This is a genomic window from Streptomyces sp. CB00455 (assembly GCF_001905445.1).
Taxonomy (GTDB): Bacteria; Actinomycetota; Actinomycetes; order Streptomycetales; family Streptomycetaceae; genus Streptomyces.
The window spans coordinates 1,414,489-1,435,738 of record NZ_LIVQ01000001.1; the positions used below are offsets into that span (position 1 = coordinate 1,414,489).

The window sequence follows — 21,250 nt, forward strand, 5'->3', positions numbered from 1 at the left end:
GATGAAGCCGCTCGGGCGCGCGGTCAGGCGCGTCCGGCCGTCTTCTGGGTCTTGCGGGTGACGGAGTCGATCACCACGGTGGCGAGCAGGACGGCACCGGTGATCATGTACTGGATGGGGGTCGCGATCCCTTCCAGGGCCAGACCGTACTGGATCGAGGTGATGACCATGACGCCGAGGAGGGCGTTCCAGGTCCGGCCCCGGCCGCCGAAGAGGCTGGTGCCGCCGATGACGGCCGCCGCGATCACGTTCATCAGCAGGTCGCCGGCGCCGGCGCTCTGGTTGGCCGCCGCGATCTTGGAGGCCCAGAAGAGGCCGCCGACGGCCGCGAAGGTGCCGGCGATCGAGAAGACCGTGATCCGGACCCGGTTGACGTTGATGCCGGCCCGGCGGGACGCCTCGACGCTGCCGCCGAGCGCGAAGACCTGGCGGCCGAAGGAGGTGCGGCGCAGGAGGAAGTCCGTACCGACCAGGGCCAGCAGGAAGAGCACCACCGCGAGCGGCAGGCCCTTGTACTGGTTGAACACCACGGCGGGACCGAAGGTGAACAGGGCGAGCCCGCCGGTGCGCAGCAGGATCTCGCCGAGCGGCCGGGAGGGGACCCCGGCGGCCTCGCGGCGGCGGGCGTCGAAGAAGGTGGCGAGGAAGTACCCGGCCACCGCGACCGCGGCCAGGCCGTAACCGACGGCCACGTCCGAGAAGAAGTACGTGGTCAGCTGACCGACGACGCCGTCCGAGTCGAGGTTGATCGTGCCGTTGCTGCCGAGGATCTGCAGCATGGCGCCGGACCAGAAGAGCAGGCCCGACAGGGTCACGGCGAAGGCGGGGGCGCCGATCCGGGCGAAGAAGAAGCCGTGGATCGCTCCGATCAGCGCGCCGCCGGCGACGGCGGCGAGGATGGCCAGCCATTCGTTGACGCCGTGCGTGACGGCCAGGACCGCGACGATCGCGCCGGAGACACCGCTGACGGAGCCGACCGAGAGGTCGATCTCGCCGAGCAGCAGCACGAAGATGATGCCGACGGCCATCATGCCGGTCGCGGTCATCGTGATCGCGATGTTGGTGAGGTTCTCCGGGGAGAGGAAGTTCGAGTTCAGCCCCTGGAAGATGCTCCAGATGATGACCAGGCCGATGACGACCGGCAGGGAGCCGAGGTCGCCGGCCTTCATCTTGCGCCCGAACTCGCTGAGGTAGCCCGCGAGGCCCTGCTCGCGCACGAGCAGGCGGGGGTCGACGGCGGGGATGGCGTTCGGCGCGGCGGCCGGGTTCACCGGGTCCACGTGCTCCGCCTGGCCGGCGGCGCTCTTGTCCAGCGGACCGGCGGCAGGGTTGTGGGTGCTCACTTGCGGGCCTCCCCGGTGCGGGCCGCCCGGCGGGTCACGGCGTTGTCCGTGGCACCGGTGATGGCGGAGATGATCTCTTCCTGCGAGGTGTCGGCGACGGTGAAGACGCCGTTGTTGCGGCCGAGCCGCAGGACCGCCACCTTGTCGGCGACGGCCTTCACATCGGCCATGTTGTGGCTGATGAGGATGACGGCGTGGCCGCGCTCGCGCAGCCGCTCGACGAGGTCGAGGACCTGTGCGGTCTGCTCGACGCCGAGGGCGGCGGTGGGCTCGTCGAGGATGACGAGCTGGGGCTCGCCCAGCATGGAGCGGGCGATCGCCACGGTCTGGCGCTGGCCGCCGGAGAGCGAGGCGATCGGGATACGGACGCTGGGGATCCGGATCGACAGGGTGGTCAGGAGCTCGCGGGCGCGGCGCTCCATCTCCACCTCGTCGAGGATGCCGCGGCGCTTGATCTCACGGCCGAGGAAGAGGTTGCCGACGACATCGATGTTGTCGCAGAGCGCCAGGTCCTGGTAGACCGTCGCGATGCCCAGGTTCTGGGCGTCGTGGGGCTTGCCTATGGAGACCGGCCGGCCCTCCCACTCGATGACACCGTCATCGATGGGGTGCACGCCGGCAATCGTCTTGACCAGCGTGGACTTGCCGGCGCCGTTGTCGCCCACGAGGGCGACCACCTCACCGGAGTGGATCTCGAGTTCTACGTCGGTCAGGGCCTGAACGGCGCCGAACCGCTTCGAGACCCCTCGCAACGCCAGCACGGGCGCAGCGGACACATGAACCATCTCCTTCGCCGCCTGACCGGCGGGGATGTCGTGCAAAAGAGCAGGAGCGGGGCGAATGGGGGAAACGTTTCTGCCCGGCGCCGCGCGCATGGCGGGGTGAGAAGGCGCGGAGCGCCGGGCAGGGAACGGGGGGCCGCCTCGCAGCGAGGCGGCGGGGGCCGCTACTTCAGGCCGAGGGTGGTGCAGGCCGCCGCGTACTTCTCGGAGCAGATCTCGTCGGCCGTGTAGACGCCGTCCTTGATGACGGTGTCCTTGATGTTGTTCTTGGTCAGCGAGACCACCGGGATCAGCACGGAGGGCACGGCCTTGGCGGACGGGCTGTCGACCGTCGAGGTGGTGACGCCGTCGAGCTTCTCACCCTTGGCGAGGGCGACGGCCATCTTCGCGGCGGCCTCGGCCTCGGGGGCGTAGGGCTTGTAGACGCTCATGAACTGCTCGCCCGCGACGATGCGCTGCACACCGGCGAGTTCGGCGTCCTGGCCGGTGACGGGGGGCAGGGTGGACAGGCCGGCCGCCTTGAGGGCGGTGATGATGCCGCCGGCCATGCCGTCGTTGGCGGAGTAGACGCCGACGATCTTGTCCTTGCCGAGCGCCGAGAGGGCGGCCGCCATGTTGGTGTTGGCGTTCTCCGGCTTCCACTCGACGGTGTCGTACTCCTTGCCGACGTTCACCTTGCCGTCGAGGACGGAGTGCGCGCCGGACTTGAAGAGCTTGGCGTTCGGGTCGGTGACCGAACCGTTCATCATGACGATCTGGCCGTCCTTGGCCTTGTCGCCCAGCGCCTCCAGCAGCGCCTTGCCCTGGACCTTGCCGACCTCTTCGTTGTCGAAGGAGGTGTAGGCGTCGATCGGGCCTTCGGCCAGGCGGTCGTAGGCCACGACCGGGATGCCGGCGTCCTTGGCCCGCTTGACCGAGCCGGCAATCGCCTTGGAGTCCACCGCGTCGACGATCAGGACGTTCACCTTGTTGGTGATCATCGTGTCGACCTGGGAGTTCTGGGTGGTGGCGTCCTGCTTGGCGTTTGCGTAGACGACCTCGCCCTTGCCGCCGGTGAGCTCGGCGACCTTCTTCTCGATCAGCGGCTTGTCGAACTTCTCGTACCGCGCCGTCTGGTTCTCCGGCAGCAGCAGGCCGACCTTGATCGCGTCGCCCTTGGCGGCGCCGGACTCCTTGGCCTTGTCGCCGGACTCCTTGGCGCTGCCACAGGCGGCGAGGGATACGGCCACGGCGCCGGCGGCAACGGCTACGGCGGCTCTACGCATACGAGTGTTCATTACTTGAACCTCCCTGACGAGGCCGCAACACTGCGGCCGAGGTGGATGTGAGTCAACCCCGGCCGCGTTTTGCCGTCAAGGAGTGAATCCTTAACGAGATGACAACGGTGCCATCCGTTATCTACCTGAAGGCAAGACGGCGGGCATCCGCACTCCACTCCCATGGTCCGACAAAAGCGTCGAATCGCCCATCTCACTGAGCACCAGGGCCAGCGCTCCCAGGACCTCCGCGCGCCCGCCGAGGGACCCCGTGAGGACCGACAACTGCCGGGCCGCGCTCGGGATCGCGTACCTCCCGACTGATTCACGGATGGGGGCCAGCACGAGTTCACCGGCTTCGGCCAGCGAGCCGCCCAGCACCACCCGGCTCGGGTTCAGGACGTTGCAGAGGCTGGCCACGCCGCTGCCGATGTGACGGCCCACGTCCGTGATCACCCGGCGGCAGCCCGGGTCCCCGCCGCGGGCCAGCTCGACCACCCGCTCCATCGTCAACTCCGGCCCGTGCGTGCCCTGGAGCAGGGGCAGGACGTAGCGGGCGGCCGCGAAGGTCTCCAGGCACCCGCGGTTGCCGCAGCGGCAGACCGGGCCCGATTCGTCCAGCGTGATGTGTCCGATCTCGCCCGCGGTGCCACCCGGGCCGCGGTAGATCTGGCCGTTGATCACCAGCCCGGCACCGACACCGCTGGCCACCTTGATGTAGGCCAGGTCCTTGACCCCCCGGCCGCTCCCCCACACGAGTTCGCCGAGGGCGCCGAGGTTCGCGTCGTTGTCCACGTACACGGGCACACCGAGGCGCTGCGAGAGCTCCTGGCGGGGGTTGATGCCCGCCCAGCCCGGCAGGATCGCGGTGGAGCCGAGGGTCCCGGACTCCACGTCGATCGGACCGGGGACACCGAGGCCGACGCCGATGATCTTCTCGCGCTCCACGCCGATGCCCGCGACCAGCCGCCCGACCAGGACTTCTGCCCGGTCGAAGCCGTCCGTCCAGGAGGCGTCGACGTCCAGCGGCTCGGCCTCCTCGGCCAGGACCTGGTGGGCGAGGTTGCCGACCGCCACCCGCAGGTGCGTGTGGCCGAAGTCCACGCCGATGACGATGCCGGCGTCCCCGCTGAGCGAGACGCTGCGGGCCCGCCGGCCGCCCGCCGAGGTGTCGGTGACCTCGACGGTCCCGCCGTCCTTGAGCTCGCGGACGATGTTGGAGACCGTGGCCGCCGACAGTCCGGTGGTGCGGGCGATCTCCGCCTGGGTCAGCGAACCCGAGAGCCGCACCGCCCGCACGACCCGTTCGAGGTTCGCGCGATGCAGCGAAGACTGCGATCCGGGAGTCTGCACGACTCATCCACTCCTGCCCATAAGCGACGGCACGCCGTCGCCCCCCGGCCGGGACATCGCGGTGCCGCGTTGCGAGACCCCGGCGTCTCTCCAACTTGTGAACCTTAAGTCGAGCCTTTGTCCCTCCAGACGTCAAGAGGCTGACGCAGCACGAATCGGCCACTACCGGCCACAAGGGGGAGACAACGGTCGCGGGGATCGTGTCACGGACGCCGGGGCGTCGGTCCTGTGCGGCCTTTCCGGCCGGATCCGGTGCCTTGTGAATGCGGCGCTGCGCCGAGGGGGTGTTCCGGGACGGGTCCCGGTCGGCGACCTCCCGGCGCTCCCGTCGGGTGAGCGTCCGCAGGTTCGGGAGCGGGCCGTGAAAAGCGGCCGAGGGGGGCGGGCATCCGCCCGCCCCCCTCGGCCGCCGGCCGCACCCGCGCTACTTGAGGGTGGCCGAGGTCAGGCCGGCCTGGATCTGGCGCTGGAAGGAGAGGTAGACCGCCAGCATCGGGATGATCGCGATGGTGGCGCCGGCGAACAGCACCGGAAGGTCCGTCTCGTACCCCATCTGCTGCTGGAGCTGGATGAGGCCCTGGGTGAGCATGTAGCGCTCCGGTTCGCCGCTGGTCTGCGGCTGCATGAGCACGGCGGGCAGGATGTACTGGTTCCACTGGCCCAGGACATTGAATATCCCGACGCTGATCAGGCCGGGCTTGGCCATCGGCAGCATCACCTGGAAGAAGATCCGGGTGTCGGAGGCCCCGTCGATGACCGCCGCCTCGTGGATCGCCGTCGGCAGCGTCCGGAAGAAGGAGTGCATGAAGAAGACGGTGAAGGGCATCGAGTAGGCGACGTACACCAGGATCAGGCCCTGGTAGGTGTTCAGCATGTCGAAGCGCTTGACCATGAAGAACAGCGGGACGAGCGCCAGGAAGACGGGGAACATCGCCCCGCTGACGAAGAAGTAGTAGACGGGCCGGTTGCCCTTGAAGGGGTAGCGGGCCAGCACGTACGCGGCCATCGAGCCGAGCAGCATGGTCAGCGGCACCGAGAACACCAGCACGGTCAGCGTGTGTGCGAAGTACCCGCCGATCCCCTTGGTCCAGGCCCGCTCGAAGGCGTCTACGTGCCAGTTGGAGGGCCAGCTCAGGGCCGAGCCGCCGATCTGCGCGTCCGTCTTGAAGGAACCGAGGACGAGCCAGATCAGGGGCAGCACGATCATTATCGCCCAGAGGGCGAGGAAGCCGTGCGAGAAGACGTTGAGGACCGTGCCCTGGGAGCTGCGCCCGTCACGCCCCTTCGCCCCTCCGGGTCCTGCGGACCGCTCCGCGGCCGCTTCGCCCGGAGCCTTGATCACTGTGGTCTCTGCAGCCATCGTGGACTCCGCTCAGAACTCGATGCGCTCGCGGCGGGTGGCGCGCAGCGTGATGACGGAGAGGGTCATGGTCAGGACGAGCATGACCACGCCCATGGCGCAGGCGTACCCGCTCTTGCCGAAGTAGAGGAAGTTGCGCATCAGCACCGTCGCCATGACCTCGCTGTGGTGGTCGGGTCCGCCGCCGAACTGCCCCGATGTCATGGTCGACACCAGGACGAACATGTCCATCGCGGCGATGCCCAGGTAGACCGCGGCGGTCTGCACAGAATCCCACAGCAGGGGCAGGGTGACCTTGAAGAAGGTCTGGGCGCGTCCGGCGCCGTCCAGCAGCGCGGCCTCGTAGATGTCCTTGGGGACGGACTGCATGGCCGCGGAGAACAGGACGAGGTAGAAGCCGACGCCGGACCAGACGACGACGAACAGCAGGCACCAGACGACGAAGCTGGGCTCGTTGAGCCATTCGACGGGGTGCTGCGCGTCGATCGCGCCGAATTTGATCAGGAAGCCGTTGAGCAGGCCGCCCTCGTCACTGCGGTAGACGGCGCCGAAGAGCACCGCGAGGATCGCGAGGGAGAGGACCTGCGGGAAGAAGTAGACGATCTTGTAGAGGCGTGAGCCGGCGACGCCCCGCACCCCGCCGGCCCCGCTGCGCCCTCCCGCGTTCACCATGAAGGCGAAGAAGAGGGCGAGCAGGATGGTGATGACCGGGACGAACACCAGGAGCAGCAGGTTGTGCCACAGGGCGCCGCGGAAGACCTCGTCCTTCAGCAGCGCCGTGTAGTTGTCCAGGCCCACGAAGTCGAAGGTCGGGGACTGGCCGCTCCAGTTGGTGAAGGAGTAGCCGAATGTCTGGATGTACGGCCAGATCACAAAGGTCAGGTACAACGCGAGGGGGGCGATGAGGAAGCCGGCGATGAAGCCGCCCTTCCCCCTCCCCCGGGCTACGTGGCTCATGGTGTCCGTCCCTGGTTCCCCCGGCTACCGCCGGGCGGGGCCCCCACCGGATGACCGGTGGGCGCGGTGTCAGCTGCGCTTGTTGTTCTTGGCGTTCGGGTCCTTCGCAGCCTTGTCTACCGCAGCCTGGGCACGCTTGATCCATTCCTTGGGCTGGATGCGCTGGGCCATCAGCTCATTGGACGCGTTCTCGATCTCGGTGCCCATCTCGCTGTACCACTCGGTGTACAGGTAGTTGAAGGTGTTGTCACCGGCGCCCTTGAGGGCCTCGACCGCCGACTGGGTGCCCGGGCGCAGCTTGACGTTCGGGTCGACGCCGTCCTTGACGACGGTGAGCGAGTTCGCCTGCTGGGCGAAGACCGTGGACCATTCGCGGGACAGCATCGAGCGGAGGAACTCCATGCCCCCGGCCTTGTTGGCGGCCTTCTCCGGGACGATGAAGGGCTCGCCTGCGCCCGCGCGGATGGCCTCGAAGGGGAGCTTGCTGTCGGCCAGCAGCGGTACCGGCAGGAACTTCATGTCGAAGTCCTCCGGGGTCTGCTTCAGCTGCTCGTTCTCCAGCCACGAGCCGGAGGGGATAAAGGCGGCCTTGTACTGGTTCCAGGCGGTCTGGGACTCCGTGTGGGTGAGGCCGTTGGTGCCCGGCATCAGCAGGCCCTTCTCGACGACCTCGTAGACCGCCTCGACGGCGGCGAGGGCCGTCGCGTTGCCCTCGAAGGCGTTCGGCTCCAGGTTGTCGATCGCCTTCATGGCGTCCAGACCGCCCTTCTTGGCGATCAGGTCCATGATGACGACGTTGATGTAGTACGGGAACTTGCCCTGGTGGGCGAGGCCGCCGATGCCCGCCTCCTTGGCCTTGGCGCAGACGGCCAGGAACTCGTCCCAGGTCTTCGGCGCCGTCCAGCCCTTCTCCTTGAAGAGCTTGCCGGAGTACCAGAGCCCGAAGACGGTGTACACGTAGTTGAGGGCGACGAACTTGCCGCCCTGGGTGCCCTGTTGGACGGTTCCCGCGATCAGTGTGTCGCGCACCTTCTTGGCCGGGTCGTCCGGCGAGGGCGCGTCGAGCACGGCGGTGAGGTCGGCGAGCTGGCCGCCCTTGAACAGCACGTCCAGCTTGATCATCTGGGCACCGGCGTCGTCGACGACGTCCGGCGGGTTGCCGCCGTTGAAGCGGGGCTGCAGCTTGGCGGTGATCTCCTGGGTGCCCAGGTGGGAGCTGGTGGTGCCCCACTTCTTGTCGAAGGCCGCTTCCCATGCCTTCGCGTAGTCGTCGCCGAAGCCACCCTTGAAGACGACGACGTCGAGCTTGCCCCCCTTCGTGACGCCGAAGGGGTTCTCGGGGCTCTTCGCCGCCTGGGCGGGGCCGTTCGCGGTCTTCTCCTCGCCGCCGGAGGCGCACGCGGACAGGACGCCCATCGTAGGCACGGTGATGAGGCCGAGTGCCGCGGAGCGCTTGATCAGATCGCGGCGGCCGAGGCCCGCGCCGTCGCTGTTCTCGCCGTGGGCGGAGGTGGATCCCATGCTCAAGTCCTCGCCTTCGTCAGGAGTGTGAAGGAGGCAGGAAGACACGGCAGTTGCCGTACGTGCGGGCAACACCGCAGGTCCCCACCGTCCCCCCGTCCGGGGCCGCTCGTCTCGCGGTGGTCCGGACGGGCACAGGTATAGTCCACTTCCGCTCGCCTGAGCAAGATCGTGCACAAGGATGGACCCCGGCTTTTCCGAGTTGAGACCTCCCTGTCACCTGACCCCGTCCGCGGCGGACACCCCGGACGAGCGAAAGGGCCGTATCCCCTTGATGGGGATACGGCCCTATGGTGCCGATAAGCGGAGCGAGGCTCGGCTTGGCGCGCCCTTAGCCGCGGATGAGGTTGCGGAGCACGTACTGCATGATGCCGCCGTTGCGGTAGTAGTCCGCCTCACCCGGCGTGTCGATGCGGACGACCGCGTCGAACTCCACGCCCGTGTCGGTGGTCACCTTGACGGTGCGCGGCGTGGTGCCGTTGTTCAGCTCCTCCACACCGGTGAAGGCGAAGGTCTCCTCGCCGGTCAGGCCCAGGGAGACGGCGGTGGCGCCCTCCGGGAACTGGAGCGGCAGGACGCCCATGCCGATCAGGTTCGAGCGGTGGATGCGCTCGTAGGACTCGGCGATGACGGCCTTGACGCCGAGCAGCGCGGTGCCCTTGGCGGCCCAGTCGCGGGACGAGCCCGAGCCGTACTCCTTGCCCGCCAGGATGACCAGCGGGATGCCGGCGGCCTGGTAGTTCTGCGAGGCGTCGTAGATGAAGGAGACCGGCGCGTCGGCCTGCGTGAAGTCGCGGGTGAAGCCGCCCTCGGTGCCCGGCGCGATCTGGTTGCGCAGGCGGATGTTGGCGAAGGTGCCGCGGATCATGACCTCGTGGTTGCCGCGGCGGGAACCGTAGGAGTTGAAGTCGCGGCGCTCGACGCCGTGCTCCGTGAGGTACTTGCCGGCCGGGGTGTCGGCCTTGATCGCACCGGCCGGGGAGATGTGGTCGGTGGTGACCGAGTCGCCCAGCTTCGCCAGGACGCGGGCGCCGGTGATGTCGGAGACCGGGGTGGTCTCCATCGTCATGCCCTCGAAGTAGGGGGGCTTGCGCACGTAGGTGGACTGCGGGTCCCACTCGAAGGTGTTGCCGGTGGGGATCGACAGCGCCTGCCACTGGGCGTCGCCCGCGAAGACGTCCTGGTAGGACTTGTTGAACATGTCCTCGCCGATGGCGTTGGCCACGACGTCGTTGACCTCGGCCTCGGAGGGCCAGATGTCCTGGAGGAAGACCGGCTTGCCGTCGGTGTCGGTGCCGATGGCGTCCTTGGTGATGTCCACCTTCATGGAGCCCGCGATGGCGTACGCGACGACCAGCGGCGGGGAGGCCAGGTAGTTCATCTTGACGTCGGGGTTGATCCGGCCCTCGAAGTTGCGGTTGCCGGAGAGCACCGAGGTGACCGCGAGGTCGTGCTCGTTGATCGCCTTCGAGATCTCCTCGTCCAGCGGACCGGAGTTGCCGATGCAGGTGGTGCAGCCGTACCCGACGAGGTTGAAGCCCATCTTGTCCAGGTACGGGGTCAGGCCGGCCTTGTCGAAGTAGTCGGTGACGACCTTCGAGCCCGGGGCCAGGGTGGTCTTGACCCACGGCTTGCGGGTCAGGCCCTTCTCGACCGCCTTCTTGGCCACGAGCGCCGCGGCGACCATGACGTAGGGGTTCGAGGTGTTGGTGCAGGAGGTGATCGCGGCGACGGTGACGGCGCCGTGGTCGATCTCGAAGGAGGAGCCGTCGGCCAGGGTGACCGGCGTCGGCTTCGACGGGGAGCCGTTCGGGTGGTTCGCCGGGGCGTCGGAGGCCGGGAAGGACTCCTTGCCCGCCTCGTCCACGTCGTCGACGTAGTTGCAGACGTCCTGGGCGAACTGCTGAGCGGCGTTCGCGAGGACGATGCGGTCCTGCGGGCGCTTGGGGCCGGCGATGGAGGGGACGACCGTGGAGAGGTCGAGCTCCAGCTTCTCGGAGAAGTCCGGCTCGGCGGCCGGGTCCAGCCACAGGCCCTGGGCCTTGGCGTACGCCTCGACGAGCGCGACCTGCTGGGCGTCGCGGCCGGTCAGGCGCAGGTACTTCAGGGTCTCGTCGTCGATCGGGAAGATCGCGGCGGTGGAGCCGAACTCCGGAGACATGTTGCCGATGGTGGCGCGGTTCGCGAGGGAGGTGGCGGCGACGCCCTCACCGTAGAACTCGACGAACTTGCCGACGACGCCGTGCTTGCGCAGCATCTCGGTGATGGTCAGCACGAGGTCGGTGGCGGTGGTGCCGGCCGGCAGCTCGCCGGTCAGCTTGAAGCCCACCACGCGCGGGATCAGCATGGAAACGGGCTGGCCGAGCATCGCGGCCTCGGCCTCGATGCCGCCGACGCCCCAGCCCAGCACGCCGAGGCCGTTGACCATGGTGGTGTGCGAGTCGGTGCCGACGAGGGTGTCGGGGTAGGCCTGGCCGCCGCGGACCATGACCGTGCGGGCCAGGTGCTCGATGTTGACCTGGTGGACGATGCCGGTGCCCGGGGGCACGACCTTGAACTCGTCGAAGGCGGTCTGGCCCCAGCGCAGGAACTGGTAGCGCTCCTTGTTGCGGCCGTACTCCAGCTCCACGTTCTGGGCGAACGCCTCGTGGGTGCCGAACTTGTCGGCGATGACCGAGTGGTCGATGACCAGCTCGGCCGGGGCCAGCGGGTTGATCTTGGACGGGTCGCCGCCGAGGGCCTTCACGGCCTCACGCATGGTGGCGAGGTCCACGACACAGGGCACACCGGTGAAGTCCTGCATGATCACGCGGGCCGGCGTGAACTGGATCTCCTCGCTGGGCTGGGCCTGCGAGTCCCAGTTGCCGAGCGACCGGATGTGGTCGGCGGTGATGTTCGCGCCGTCCTCGGTGCGGAGCAGGTTCTCCAGCAGGACCTTCAGGCTGTAGGGAAGGCGGGCGGAGCCCTCGACCTTGTCCAGCTTGAAGATCTCGTACGACTCGTCGCCCACCTGCAGCGTGCTGCGGGCGTCGAAGCTGTTCGCCGACACGACAGTCTCCTTCATGCATGAATTCGCGCGTAGTACCGCAATCCTGCCGCGTGGCGCTCTCGCCAATCCGCTGAGGTGAGGCTAAGTTAGGTTACCCTTACCAGCGGGACGGCTGCGGTACGCCTTTGGCAGATATCTCGATGTCGAGATAACTCTAGTACATGTCCGCGCGCGGGGACGAGGCGCGCATGTCCGCTGTGATCCAATCGAGGCGTTCTCGTCGGCCCAGGTCCGCGCGAGGGACCGGACCGCGGCCATTGGCGCCCGCGTACGGACCGAAGCCCTCGCGGGCCCCCGTCTGCGCCGTCTTCGCCGCCTCGCCGGGCATCACCCGCCTACAGGGCCCACCATGGGAGCTGACGGTCGATAACACCCGTATGGCGCACCCCGACGCGATCAACATCTCATATCTGAGATACGGTGCAGCCATGGCAGACGACTACCTCGTACGCATCGGCAAGCTCATCCGTGACGCCCGTCAGCACCGGGGCTGGACACAGAGTCAGCTTGCCGAGGCACTCGGCACCAGCCAGAGCGCAGTGAACCGGATCGAGCGCGGCAACCAAAACATCAGCCTTGAGATGATCGCGCGCATCGGTGAAGCACTCGACAGTGAAATCGTGTCGCTCGGCTACGCCGGTCCGATGCATCTGCGGGTCGTCGGAGGGCGCCGGCTGTCCGGCGCCATCGATGTCAAGACGAGCAAGAACGCCTGTGTCGCCCTGCTGTGCGCCTCCCTGCTCAACAAGGGCCGCACCGTACTGCGGCGGGTGGCCCGCATCGAGGAGGTCTACCGCCTCCTGGAGGTCCTGAACTCCATCGGTGTCCGCACCCGCTGGATCAACGACGGCGTGGACCTGGAGCTGATCCCGCCGGCCCGCCTCGACATGGAGGCCATGGACGCGGACGCGGCCCGCCGCACCCGCAGCATCATCATGTTCCTGGGCCCCCTCCTGCACCGCATGGACCACTTCCGCCTGCCGTACGCCGGCGGCTGCGACCTCGGCACCCGCACCATCGAGCCGCACATGATCGCCCTGCGCCGCTTCGGGCTGGACATCACCGCGACCGAGGGGATCTACCACGCGCAGGTCGAGGCCGGGGTCTGCCCCGACCGCCCGATCGTGCTGACCGAGCGCGGGGACACGGTCACCGAGAACGCCCTCCTGGCCGCCGCCCGGCACGACGGCGTCACGGTCATCCGCAACGCCTCCTCCAACTACATGGTCCAGGACCTGTGCTTCTTCCTGGAGGCGCTGGGCGTCGAGGTCGAGGGCATCGGCACCACCACCCTGACCGTGCACGGCATCCCGAACATCGACGTCGACGTCGACTACTCCCCCTCCGAGGACCCGGTAGAGGCGATGAGCCTGCTGGCCGCCGCGGTGGTCACCGAGTCGGAGCTGACCATCCGCCGGGTCCCGATCGAGTTCATGGAGATCGAGCTCGCGGTCCTGGAGGAGATGGGCCTGGACCACGACCGCTCGGCGGAGTACACCGCCGACAACGGACGCACCCGGCTGGTCGACCTCACGGTCCGCCCCTCCAAGCTCGAAGCCCCGATCGACAAGATCCACCCGATGCCCTTCCCCGGGCTGAACATCGACAACGTCCCGTTCTTCGCGGCCATCGCGGCCGTCGCCCAGGGCCAGACGCTGATCCACGACTGGGTGTACGACAACCGGGCCATCTACCTCACCGACCTCAACCGCCTCGGTGGCCGCCTCCAGCTCCTGGACCCCCACCGCGTCCTGGTCGAGGGCCCCACCCGCTGGCGCGCGGCGGAGATGATGTGCCCGCCCGCCCTGCGCCCCGCGGTGGTGGTCCTCCTCGCGATGATGGCGGCCGAGGGCACCTCGGTGCTCCGCAACGTCTACGTCATCAACCGCGGCTACGAGGAACTGGCCGAGCGCCTCAACTCGGTGGGCGCCCAGATCGAAATCTTCCGCGACATCTGATCGGCGGAGTGTCGTGCCCCTGGGAGACGAGGGGCACGACACTCCCCAATGCTTGCGGATCCGGAGCCTTGCCCGATCAGAGCACGTGCGGTCGGTTGTACTGTGCCCGCCCGTGTTACGCCGTCCATAGGCGTCCGGCCCCCTATGGCCGCGGTTCTGACTGTCAGCGGCGGGTTTCGACCTTCAAGTCGCCGTGGGTCACCGCGCGCATCCTGTCACTGGCGAGCATGTCGTGCGGGAAGCCGAGTCCGATCGCGCCGGCCTCGTCGAGGCGGGCCAGCTGGGGGGCCGTGAACTCGACCTCCAGGGCGCCCAGGTTGTCCTCCAGCTGCGCCAGAGTGCGGGCGCCGATGAGAGATGCCGCCACATCCGGGTTCTGCAAGGTCCACGCCAGCCCGACCTGGGCGGTTGTGCGGCCCAGCTCGGTGGCGACCTCCTTCACGACGTCAGCGATGTCCAAGTTGCGTTCGGTGAGCCCGCCGTTGGCGATGTTGAAGTTCTTGCGGGTGCCGTCGTCGACCGCGGCGTTCGTCGCGGTCAGGTCGTCGCGACTGTACTTACCGGTGAGCACCCCGCCGGCCAGTGGCGAGTACGGCACTACGCCCAACCCCATCTCGCGTGCCATGGGGATCAGGTCACGTTCCCCGGTACGCTCGATCAGGTTGTATTCGATCTGCAGGGCGACCAGCGGCGACCAGCCGCGCAGGTCCGCGATCGCCTGCATGCGCGACACCTGCCAGGCCGGGGCGTTGGAGATCGCCACATACAAGACCTTGCCCTGCCGGACCAGATCGTCCATGCCGCGCAGGATCTCCTCGACCGGTGTCGTGAAATCCCACACGTGCAGGTAGAGCAGATCGATGTAGTCCGTATTCAGCTGTCGCAGACTGGCTTCCACCGACGCGAACAGGCTCTTGCGGTGAGGGCCCCCGGAATTCGGGTCGCCGGGCCGGCGCAGCGTGGTGTATTTCGTTGCCAGCACCAGGCTTTCGCGGTTGTCGCGAGTGAATTCGCCCAGCAGGCGCTCGGAGCTGCCATTGGTGTAGGTATTGGCGGTGTCGATGAAATTGCCGCCGCGCTCGACGTAAAGGTCGAACAGCTTGCGCGCCTCGTCCTGCTCGGCGCCCCAGCCCCACTCGGTGCCGAAGGTCGCCGCGCCCAGCGCCAGCGGCGAGACCCGCAGCCCGGAGCGGCCCAGCAGCCGGTAGGTGTCCAGGGTGAGCGACATCGTGTCCTCCTGTGCTTGTGATCCGTCATCGGGAACAAGACTGTGACCGCCGCGAGCCGGGGATAAGGGAAAGAAGTTCCTGGGAACACCAGTCCTACCCTGGCTGTTGGACCAGACATGACGACCCGCACCGTGGACACGACACAGGAGCTGGCCGCGTTCCTTCGGACCCGGCGCGAACGCCTGGACCCGCGCGATTTCAACCTGCCGTCGCGTCAGCAGGCGCGGCGGACCCCGGGACTGCGCCGCGAAGAGGTCGCCGAACTGGCCGGGGTCAGCATCGACTACATCGTGCGGCTGGAACAGGCACGCGGGCTGCGGCCCTCAGCGAACGTGGTGGAGGCGCTGGCGCGGGCGCTGCGCCTGGCCCCGAACGAGCGCGCCTACCTCTTCAACCTGGCCCAGCAGCGCCCCCGCAACGCCGACAGGGCCGCCACCACTGCAGCGCCGCCGCTGGCCCGGCTGGTCGCCGACCTGTCGCCGTTGCCGGCCATGCTGATGAACCACCGCTACGACATCCTGGCCTGGAACGGTGAAATGGCGAGGCTGCTGCTGGATTTCGACAGCCTGCCGCCGTCGCAGCGCAATGCGATGTGGCTGTGCCTGGTACACCCGGAAATACGCGAGTTCTATGTCGACCGCGAACGCGTCGTTCGGGAGGGAATCGCCCACCTGCGCGCAGCCTGGGCCGCGCACCCAGAGGATCAGGCATTGACCCACCTGATCACTGAATGCACCACCCATAGCGAGGAATTCGCGCGATTGTGGGCCGAGCAGGACATCGAGATCAACGGCCGCGGACACAAGGTGTTGCGGCATCCGGGCGCCGGTGTGATCGCCGTGCACTTCGAAGTACTGATGCCACTCCAAGATCCGGACCAGCGGTTGATGATCTGCCGCGCCGCGGACGATGAGAGCCAGTCGGCATTGGACCGGTTATGAGCACGGCGACGTCGAACCGTCCATTCGCGTCACCTGATGCCTTCACCCCGCTGCGCGAGCAGGATCCGACGGCCGCCGGCCTCAGCCAGGGCGCTTGACCGCCCCGGAGGCTTCTTCCTCGTGTGCACCGGCCGTCCAGTCGAGGCAGTGTCCGCCGCACGACGAGCCCCCGTCACTCCCCCCGCCCGGGAGCACCGGGGGCTCCGGCGTGTCCCGGGGCGCGCGCTCGTCGGGTGGTCACCGGCGGGATCCGGCCTGATGGCGCGGGAATCCTCGCCAAATGGGGCCCGTGGCCCGGAGAATCGGGGCATCGGTACGGAGCGAGGGGGCGGCCATGGCAGTCGAGACGAGCGCTGGTGTCGGAGCGGAGGTGCCCGTCCTGGCGGGGGCGCCGTTGCTGGGGTCGCTGTTCGACCTGAAGTCCGACTCGCTCGGCACCTACCTGCGGGCCCAGCAGCGGCACGGGGACGTCGTACGGATCACGGCCGGTCCGCCCGGGCTGCGGGCCGAGCTGTACTGCGTCTTCTCCCCGGAGGGGGCCCAGCAGGTGCTCGCCTCCCAGGCGGCCAACTTCCGCAAGGACAACCCCTTCTACCAGGAAATCCGCGACTCCTTCGGCAACGGTCTGCTGACCAGCCAGGACGAGGACTACCTGCGCCAGCGCCGGCTGGTGCAGCCGCTGTTCACGCGGCGGCGGGTGGACGGCTACGCGGGGGCCGTCGCCGCCGAGACCGCGTCGGTCGTCGACTCCTGGTCGCAGGCGCCCGGCGGCGTCGTCGACGTCACCGAGCAGATGATGCACCTGGCGCTGCGCGCGGTCGCCCGGATCCTCTTCGGCACCGACGTGGAGGCGACGGTCGACGTCGTGGACCGCTGCTTCCCCGTCATCACGGAGTACGTGCTGCGGCGCGGCTACTCCCCCGCCAACGTTCCGCGCAGCTGGCCGACCCCGGCCAACAGGCGGGCGGCCGCCGCACTGGACGAGCTCTACGCCGTCTGCGACAGGATCATCGCGCAGCGGCGCACCGCGGCCGCGGGCGGTGGTGGCGGCGAGGACCTGCTGACGCTGCTGGCCGCTGCGGGCAGCTCGCACGACGGGGAGTTCGACGCCGGCGAGCTGCGCGACCAGGTGCTGATCTTCCTGCTCGCCGGGCACGAGACGACCGCCACCTCCCTCGCCTTCGCCCTGCACCTGCTGGCCCGCCATCCGGCGGAGCAGCGCCTGGCGCGCGAGGAGATCTCCCGGGTGCTGGGCGACCGTACGCCCGAGGCGGCGGACCTGGACCGCCTCCCCTACCTCACGCAGGTCCTCAAGGAGGCGATGCGGCTCTACCCGGCCGCCCCCATCATCGGCCGCAAGGCGGTCGCCGCCACCGAGGTCGGCGGGCACGCCATCCCCGCCGGCGCGAACATCATCCTCGCGCCGTGGGTGACGCACCGCCACCCGCTGCACTGGCCGGACCCGGACCGTTTCGATCCCGGCCGCTTCGCCCCGGAGGCGGAGGCAGGGCGCCCGCGCTACGCCTGGTTCCCCTTCGGCGGCGGACCGCGCGCCTGCATCGGGCAGCACTTCTCGATGCTGGAGTCGGTGATCGCGCTGGCGATGATCCTGCGGGCGTACGAATTCGAGGCCGTGGACACCGACATCCCCGTCAGCGCCGCGATCACGCTGCGGGCGGAGGGTCCGGCGCGCTGCCGGATCCGTCGCGCGGACGGCCCGGGGTCCTCGCGGCGGCCCGGCACCGCCTGACCGGCGCGCCACCGCGGTCGGCTCCGCGCGGGTCAGACCGCCGCGGGGGTGTGGTGGCCCTTGAGGCGTTCCAGGTCCGAGGGCCGGACCTGGATCACGAACAGCGCGATCAGCGCCGTGAGCAGGGTGAAGGCCGCCCCCGCGATGAAGGCCGCGGTCACGCCCGAGGTGAGGACCTGGTCGCTCCACGGCTTGGGGAACTGCTTCGTCCGGGCGAGGAAGGCCTTCTGCTCGGGGGTGGCGGTGCGCAGGAAGGCGCCGGCCTGGTCCTTGGCCTCGGTGCGGCTGGCGGTGCCGTAGACCGTGACCAGGATGGACAGGCCCAGCGAGCCGCCGACCTGCTGCATGGAGTTCAGCAGGCCGGAGGCCGCGCCCGACTCCCGGTCGGGGACGTTGGAGAGGGCCATCAGCGTCAGGGAGACGAACTGCATGCCCATGCCCGCGCTGAACAGCAGCATCGGGCCGAGGATGCTGCCCGGGTACGTCGAGTGGACGTCGATCTGCGTGAGCCAGGCCAGCCCGCCTGCCGAGCAGAGGGAGCCGGTCACCATGAAGGGTTTGGGCCCGAACCGGGGCAGGAGTTGCGAGGTGATCCCGGCGGTGACCGCGATCATGGCGCTGATGGGCAGGAAGGCCAGCCCGGCGCGCAGCGGGCTGAAGCCGAGGACGTTCTGCACGAAGAGGGTCAGGAAGAAGAACATGCCGAAGATCGCGCAGGCGAACAGGAGCATGATCGCGTACGTCCCCGCCCGGTTGCGGTCGGCGAACATGTGCAGCGGGGTGATCGGCTGGGGGGAGTGCCGCTCGTTCAGGACGAACAGGGTGAGCAAGGCCACCGCAGCGCCGAAGGAGCCCAGGGTCAGCGGGTCCGTCCAGCCCTCCTGGGAGGCGCGGATGAAGCCGTAGACGAGGGCGACCATGCCGAGGGTGGACAGCAGCGCGCCCGCGGCGTCGAAGTGGCCGGGGTGGCGCTGGGATTCGCGGATGACCCGCGGGGTGGCCAGGGCGATCAGCACGGCGATCGGCACGTTGACGAAGAGGACCCACCGCCAGTTGAGCCACTCGACCAGGATGCCGCCCGCGAGGAGCCCGATCGCGCCGCCGCCGGCCGAGACGCCGGCGAACACGCCGAACGCCCGGTTTCGTTCGGGGCCTTCGCGGAAGGTGGTGGTGATCAGGGCGAGCGCGGTCGGGGAGGCGACGGCGCCGCCGACGCCCTGGAGGGCGCGGGCCGCCATCAGCTGGCCGGCGTTCTGGGCGAATCCGCCCAGCAGCGAGGCCAGGCCGAAGAGCAGGACGCCGAAGACGAAGACGCGTCTGCGGCCGAGGATGTCGCCGGCGCGTCCGCCCAGCAGCAGCAGTCCGCCGAAGGTCAGGGTGTAGGCGTTGACGACCCAGGAGAGGCTCTCGGTGGAGAAGCCGAGTGCGGTCTGGATGTGCGGCAGCGCGATGTTCACGATGGTGATGTCGAGAACGACCATGAGCTGGCAGGACGCGATGACGAGCAGGGCAAGCCCGTGTCCGCCGCCTCGGACCGTGCCGCCGGTCCCGGTGGTGCTCGGCTGTGCGTTCGGGTCCACCTAGTCGACGCTAAGCCCGCGCTTCGGGGGTCACCACTCGAACAGTCTAGGCAATGTGATATGTCACATGCCAGACTGCGATCATGGACGACTTCCTCAGGCTCTCCGCGGCCACGGCCCGGTTCACCCACGGGGCCCCGCGCGCCTTCGCTTTCGGCGACGGCGGCCGGCTGCTCTGGTTCCTGCGTTCCACCGGTCCCACCGATGCCTCCGACAGCCTCTGGGTCCTCGACACCGCGACCGGCGCCGAGACCCGCCTCGCCGATCCCCGCGAGCTGTGCGCGGAGCCCGGAGAACTGCCCGTCGCCGAGCGCAGGCTGCGCGAGCGGATCCGCCTCGTCGCGGCCGGGATCGGCTCGTACGCGCTCTCCGGCGACGGCCGGCGCGCCGTCTTCGCGCTCTACGGGCGCCTGTACGCGGTCCGCGCCGACGGCAGCGGACCGCCCGAGGAGCTTCCGGCGGCCGGACCCGCCCTGGATCCCCGGCCCGACGCCGACGGCACCCGCACCGCCTACGTCACCGCCGACGCCCTGTACGTCACCCCGGGCGGCCGGGTCAGCCCCGACGACGGGGCCCGCTGGGGCGTCGCCGAATTCGCCGCCGCCGAGGAGCTGGGCCGCGCCCGGGGCCATTGGTGGTCACCGGACGGGGTGAGCCTCCTGGCCGCCCGCGTCGACGAAAGCGCCCTGCCGCGGCGCCACTTCACCGACCCCGCACACCCCGAGCTCCCGGCCGAGGACTTCGCGTACCCCGAGGCGGGCGGCCCCAACGCCGAGGTCCAGCTGTGGGTACTCGGACCCGCCGGGGAACGGATCCGCCTCGACTGGGACGCGCAGGCCTACCCGTACGTCTCGGACGCGTCCTGGGAGTCCGCCGGGGAGATCCTGCTGACCGTCCAGGACCGGCTCCAGCGCACCGTCCTGCTGCTCAGCGCCGACCCGGCCACCGGCCGCACCCGCGAGCTGTCGCGCACCACGCACCCCCAGTGGGTGGACCCGATGGTGCCCGGTACCCCGGCCCGCCTCCCGGACGGGCGGATGCTGACCGCCGTCGACACCCCGGGCGGCGCGGCCCGCGCCCTCGCGCTCGACGGACGGCCGCTGACCGGCGACGGGGTCCAGGTGCGCGCCTTCGCCGGGGTCCACGACGGCCTGCTGCTGATCGAGGCCGGGCTGCGCGACCCCGCCGAACAGCAGGTGCTCCTGCTGGATCCGGCGACCGGGGAGCACACCCCGCTCGCCGACGGGCCCGGCGTGCACGCCGTGCAGGCCTCGGCGGGGACGCTGCTGCTGACCTCCGCCGACGCCGACGGGATCCGGCGCACCGTCCGCACCCCCGACGGCCGGGAGTTCACCCCCGGCGACCTCTCCCAGCCGCTGCCCTACCGGGTGGTCCCGGTCCTGGAGCGGGTCACCGAGCACGCGGTCCCCACCGCCCTGGTGCTGCCCCGCGGGCACGTCCCCGGCCGCCGGCTGCCCGTACTGCTGGACAGCTACGGCGGCCCCGGCTTCCAGGACGTGTCCGCCGAGCCGCGCCGCTGGCAGGCCCGCCAGTGGTGGGCCGACCAGGGCTTCGCCGTCGTCACCATCGACAACCGGGGCACCCCTTACGTCTCGCCCGCCTTCACCCACGCCGTGTACCGCGGCTTCTGCGACGTCACCCTGGAGGACCAGGCCGCCGCCCTGCGGGCCCTCGGCGCGCGCCATCCGGACCTGGACCTCGGCCGGGTCGGCGTCCGCGGCTGGTCCTACGGCGGCTACCTGTCGGCGATGGCCGTACTGCGCCGCCCCGACCTCTTCCACGCGGCGGCGGCCGGCGCCGCGCCCACCGACTTCCGGCACTACGACACGGCGTACACCGAGCGGTACCTCGGGCTGCCGCAGGACCATCCCGAGGTCTACGAACGGAACTGCCTGATCCCGGACGCGCCGCGGCTGACCCGGCCGCTGCTGCTGGTCACCGGCCTGGCCGACGACAACGTCCACCCCTCCCACACCCTGCGGCTGTCGCAGGCGCTGACGGACGCGGGCCACCCCCACCAGCTGCTGGCACTGCCCGGTGTCACCCACATGACGCCCGGCGGGATCCGGGAGAAGGTGATGGCGCTGGAACTGGAGTTCTTCCGCCGCGAACTGGCCTGAAGCCGGGCAGGGACCGAGGCGGTCCACTCC

14 protein-coding genes are annotated in these 21,250 nt (G+C 69.5%); 4 read left to right on the forward strand and 10 right to left on the reverse strand.

From position 1 onward, the window contains the following. Positions 1 to 23: 23 nt before the first annotated feature. From AMK16_RS06350 to acnA, 8 genes are all read right to left on the reverse strand, one after another. The gene (locus tag AMK16_RS06350; RefSeq protein WP_073910656.1) at positions 24 to 1,313 is read right to left on the reverse strand and encodes a sugar ABC transporter permease; all 1,290 of its coding nucleotides are present in this window, start codon (positions 1,311 to 1,313) and stop codon (positions 24 to 26) included. Positions 1,314 to 1,339: 26 nt separating this feature from the next. Next, positions 1,340 to 2,128, reverse strand: coding sequence for an ATP-binding cassette domain-containing protein (locus AMK16_RS06355; protein WP_073909549.1), 789 nt, complete (start codon positions 2,126 to 2,128; stop codon positions 1,340 to 1,342). Between the two features lie 161 nt (positions 2,129 to 2,289). Beyond that, positions 2,290 to 3,390: a sugar ABC transporter substrate-binding protein gene (locus tag AMK16_RS06360; RefSeq protein WP_242438611.1), complete on the reverse strand. Its 1,101-nt coding sequence runs from the start codon at positions 3,388 to 3,390 to the stop codon at positions 2,290 to 2,292. 129 nt (positions 3,391 to 3,519) lie between these two features. Further along, the gene (locus AMK16_RS06365; protein WP_073909554.1) at positions 3,520 to 4,734 is read right to left on the reverse strand and encodes an ROK family transcriptional regulator; all 1,215 of its coding nucleotides are present in this window, start codon (positions 4,732 to 4,734) and stop codon (positions 3,520 to 3,522) included. A 424-nt stretch (positions 4,735 to 5,158) separates the two neighbouring features. After that, on the reverse strand, positions 5,159 to 6,094 hold the full coding sequence (locus AMK16_RS06370) for a carbohydrate ABC transporter permease (protein ID WP_079191344.1): 936 nt from the start codon (positions 6,092 to 6,094) through the stop codon (positions 5,159 to 5,161). Positions 6,095 to 6,106: 12 nt separating this feature from the next. Beyond that, positions 6,107 to 7,051 (reverse strand): carbohydrate ABC transporter permease, encoded by a 945-nt coding sequence (locus AMK16_RS06375; protein ID WP_073909556.1) that lies wholly within the window; start codon positions 7,049 to 7,051, stop codon positions 6,107 to 6,109. Between the two features lie 69 nt (positions 7,052 to 7,120). Beyond that, positions 7,121 to 8,572 (reverse strand): N-acetylglucosamine/diacetylchitobiose ABC transporter substrate-binding protein, encoded by a 1,452-nt coding sequence (gene ngcE, locus AMK16_RS06380; protein ID WP_073909558.1) that lies wholly within the window; start codon positions 8,570 to 8,572, stop codon positions 7,121 to 7,123. 331 nt (positions 8,573 to 8,903) lie between these two features. Continuing rightward, positions 8,904 to 11,621, reverse strand: coding sequence for an aconitate hydratase AcnA (gene acnA, locus AMK16_RS06385; RefSeq protein ID WP_073910664.1), 2,718 nt, complete (start codon positions 11,619 to 11,621; stop codon positions 8,904 to 8,906). Positions 11,622 to 12,049: 428 nt separating this feature from the next. On the opposite strand from acnA, the gene AMK16_RS06390 reads away from it, so the two are divergent. After that, positions 12,050 to 13,579, forward strand: coding sequence for a helix-turn-helix domain-containing protein (locus AMK16_RS06390; RefSeq protein WP_073909560.1), 1,530 nt, complete (start codon positions 12,050 to 12,052; stop codon positions 13,577 to 13,579). A gap of 163 nt (positions 13,580 to 13,742) precedes the next feature. Here the strand turns inward: AMK16_RS06390 and AMK16_RS06395 are convergent, their stop codons facing one another. Further along, positions 13,743 to 14,807 (reverse strand): aldo/keto reductase, encoded by a 1,065-nt coding sequence (locus AMK16_RS06395; RefSeq protein WP_073909562.1) that lies wholly within the window; start codon positions 14,805 to 14,807, stop codon positions 13,743 to 13,745. A gap of 117 nt (positions 14,808 to 14,924) precedes the next feature. Here AMK16_RS06395 and AMK16_RS06400 point away from each other — a divergent pair, with 117 nt between their 5' ends. Further along, positions 14,925 to 15,749, forward strand: a complete 825-nt coding sequence (locus AMK16_RS06400) for a helix-turn-helix transcriptional regulator (RefSeq protein WP_073909564.1) — start codon at positions 14,925 to 14,927, stop codon at positions 15,747 to 15,749. 334 nt (positions 15,750 to 16,083) lie between these two features. After that, the gene (locus tag AMK16_RS06405; protein ID WP_073909566.1) at positions 16,084 to 17,499 is read left to right on the forward strand and encodes a cytochrome P450; all 1,416 of its coding nucleotides are present in this window, start codon (positions 16,084 to 16,086) and stop codon (positions 17,497 to 17,499) included. A 32-nt stretch (positions 17,500 to 17,531) separates the two neighbouring features. On the opposite strand, the gene AMK16_RS06410 is transcribed toward AMK16_RS06405, so the two are convergent. Beyond that, positions 17,532 to 19,007 carry an MFS transporter gene (locus AMK16_RS06410; RefSeq protein WP_443333539.1) on the reverse strand — a complete coding sequence of 492 codons (1,476 nt, stop codon included), beginning with the start codon at positions 19,005 to 19,007 and terminating at the stop codon, positions 17,532 to 17,534. Between the two features lie 155 nt (positions 19,008 to 19,162). On the opposite strand from AMK16_RS06410, the gene AMK16_RS06415 reads away from it, so the two are divergent. Beyond that, positions 19,163 to 21,220, forward strand: coding sequence for a S9 family peptidase (locus tag AMK16_RS06415; protein WP_073909568.1), 2,058 nt, complete (start codon positions 19,163 to 19,165; stop codon positions 21,218 to 21,220). Positions 21,221 to 21,250: the final 30 nt, after the last annotated feature.

Coding starts and splice junctions, on each gene's coding strand:
- AMK16_RS06390 (WP_073909560.1), top strand. CDS start 12,050: ATGGCAGACGACTACCTCGTACGCATCGGCAAGCTCATCCGTGACGCC.
- AMK16_RS06405 (WP_073909566.1), top strand. CDS start 16,084: ATGGCAGTCGAGACGAGCGCTGGTGTCGGAGCGGAGGTGCCCGTCCTG.
- AMK16_RS06400 (WP_073909564.1), top strand. CDS start 14,925: ATGACGACCCGCACCGTGGACACGACACAGGAGCTGGCCGCGTTCCTT.
- AMK16_RS06360 (WP_242438611.1), bottom strand. CDS start 3,390: ATGCGTAGAGCCGCCGTAGCCGTTGCCGCCGGCGCCGTGGCCGTATCC.
- AMK16_RS06415 (WP_073909568.1), top strand. CDS start 19,163: ATGGACGACTTCCTCAGGCTCTCCGCGGCCACGGCCCGGTTCACCCAC.
- AMK16_RS06370 (WP_079191344.1), bottom strand. CDS start 6,094: ATGGCTGCAGAGACCACAGTGATCAAGGCTCCGGGCGAAGCGGCCGCG.
- AMK16_RS06395 (WP_073909562.1), bottom strand. CDS start 14,807: ATGTCGCTCACCCTGGACACCTACCGGCTGCTGGGCCGCTCCGGGCTG.
- AMK16_RS06375 (WP_073909556.1), bottom strand. CDS start 7,051: ATGAGCCACGTAGCCCGGGGGAGGGGGAAGGGCGGCTTCATCGCCGGC.
- ngcE (WP_073909558.1), bottom strand. CDS start 8,572: ATGGGATCCACCTCCGCCCACGGCGAGAACAGCGACGGCGCGGGCCTC.
- AMK16_RS06355 (WP_073909549.1), bottom strand. CDS start 2,128: ATGGTTCATGTGTCCGCTGCGCCCGTGCTGGCGTTGCGAGGGGTCTCG.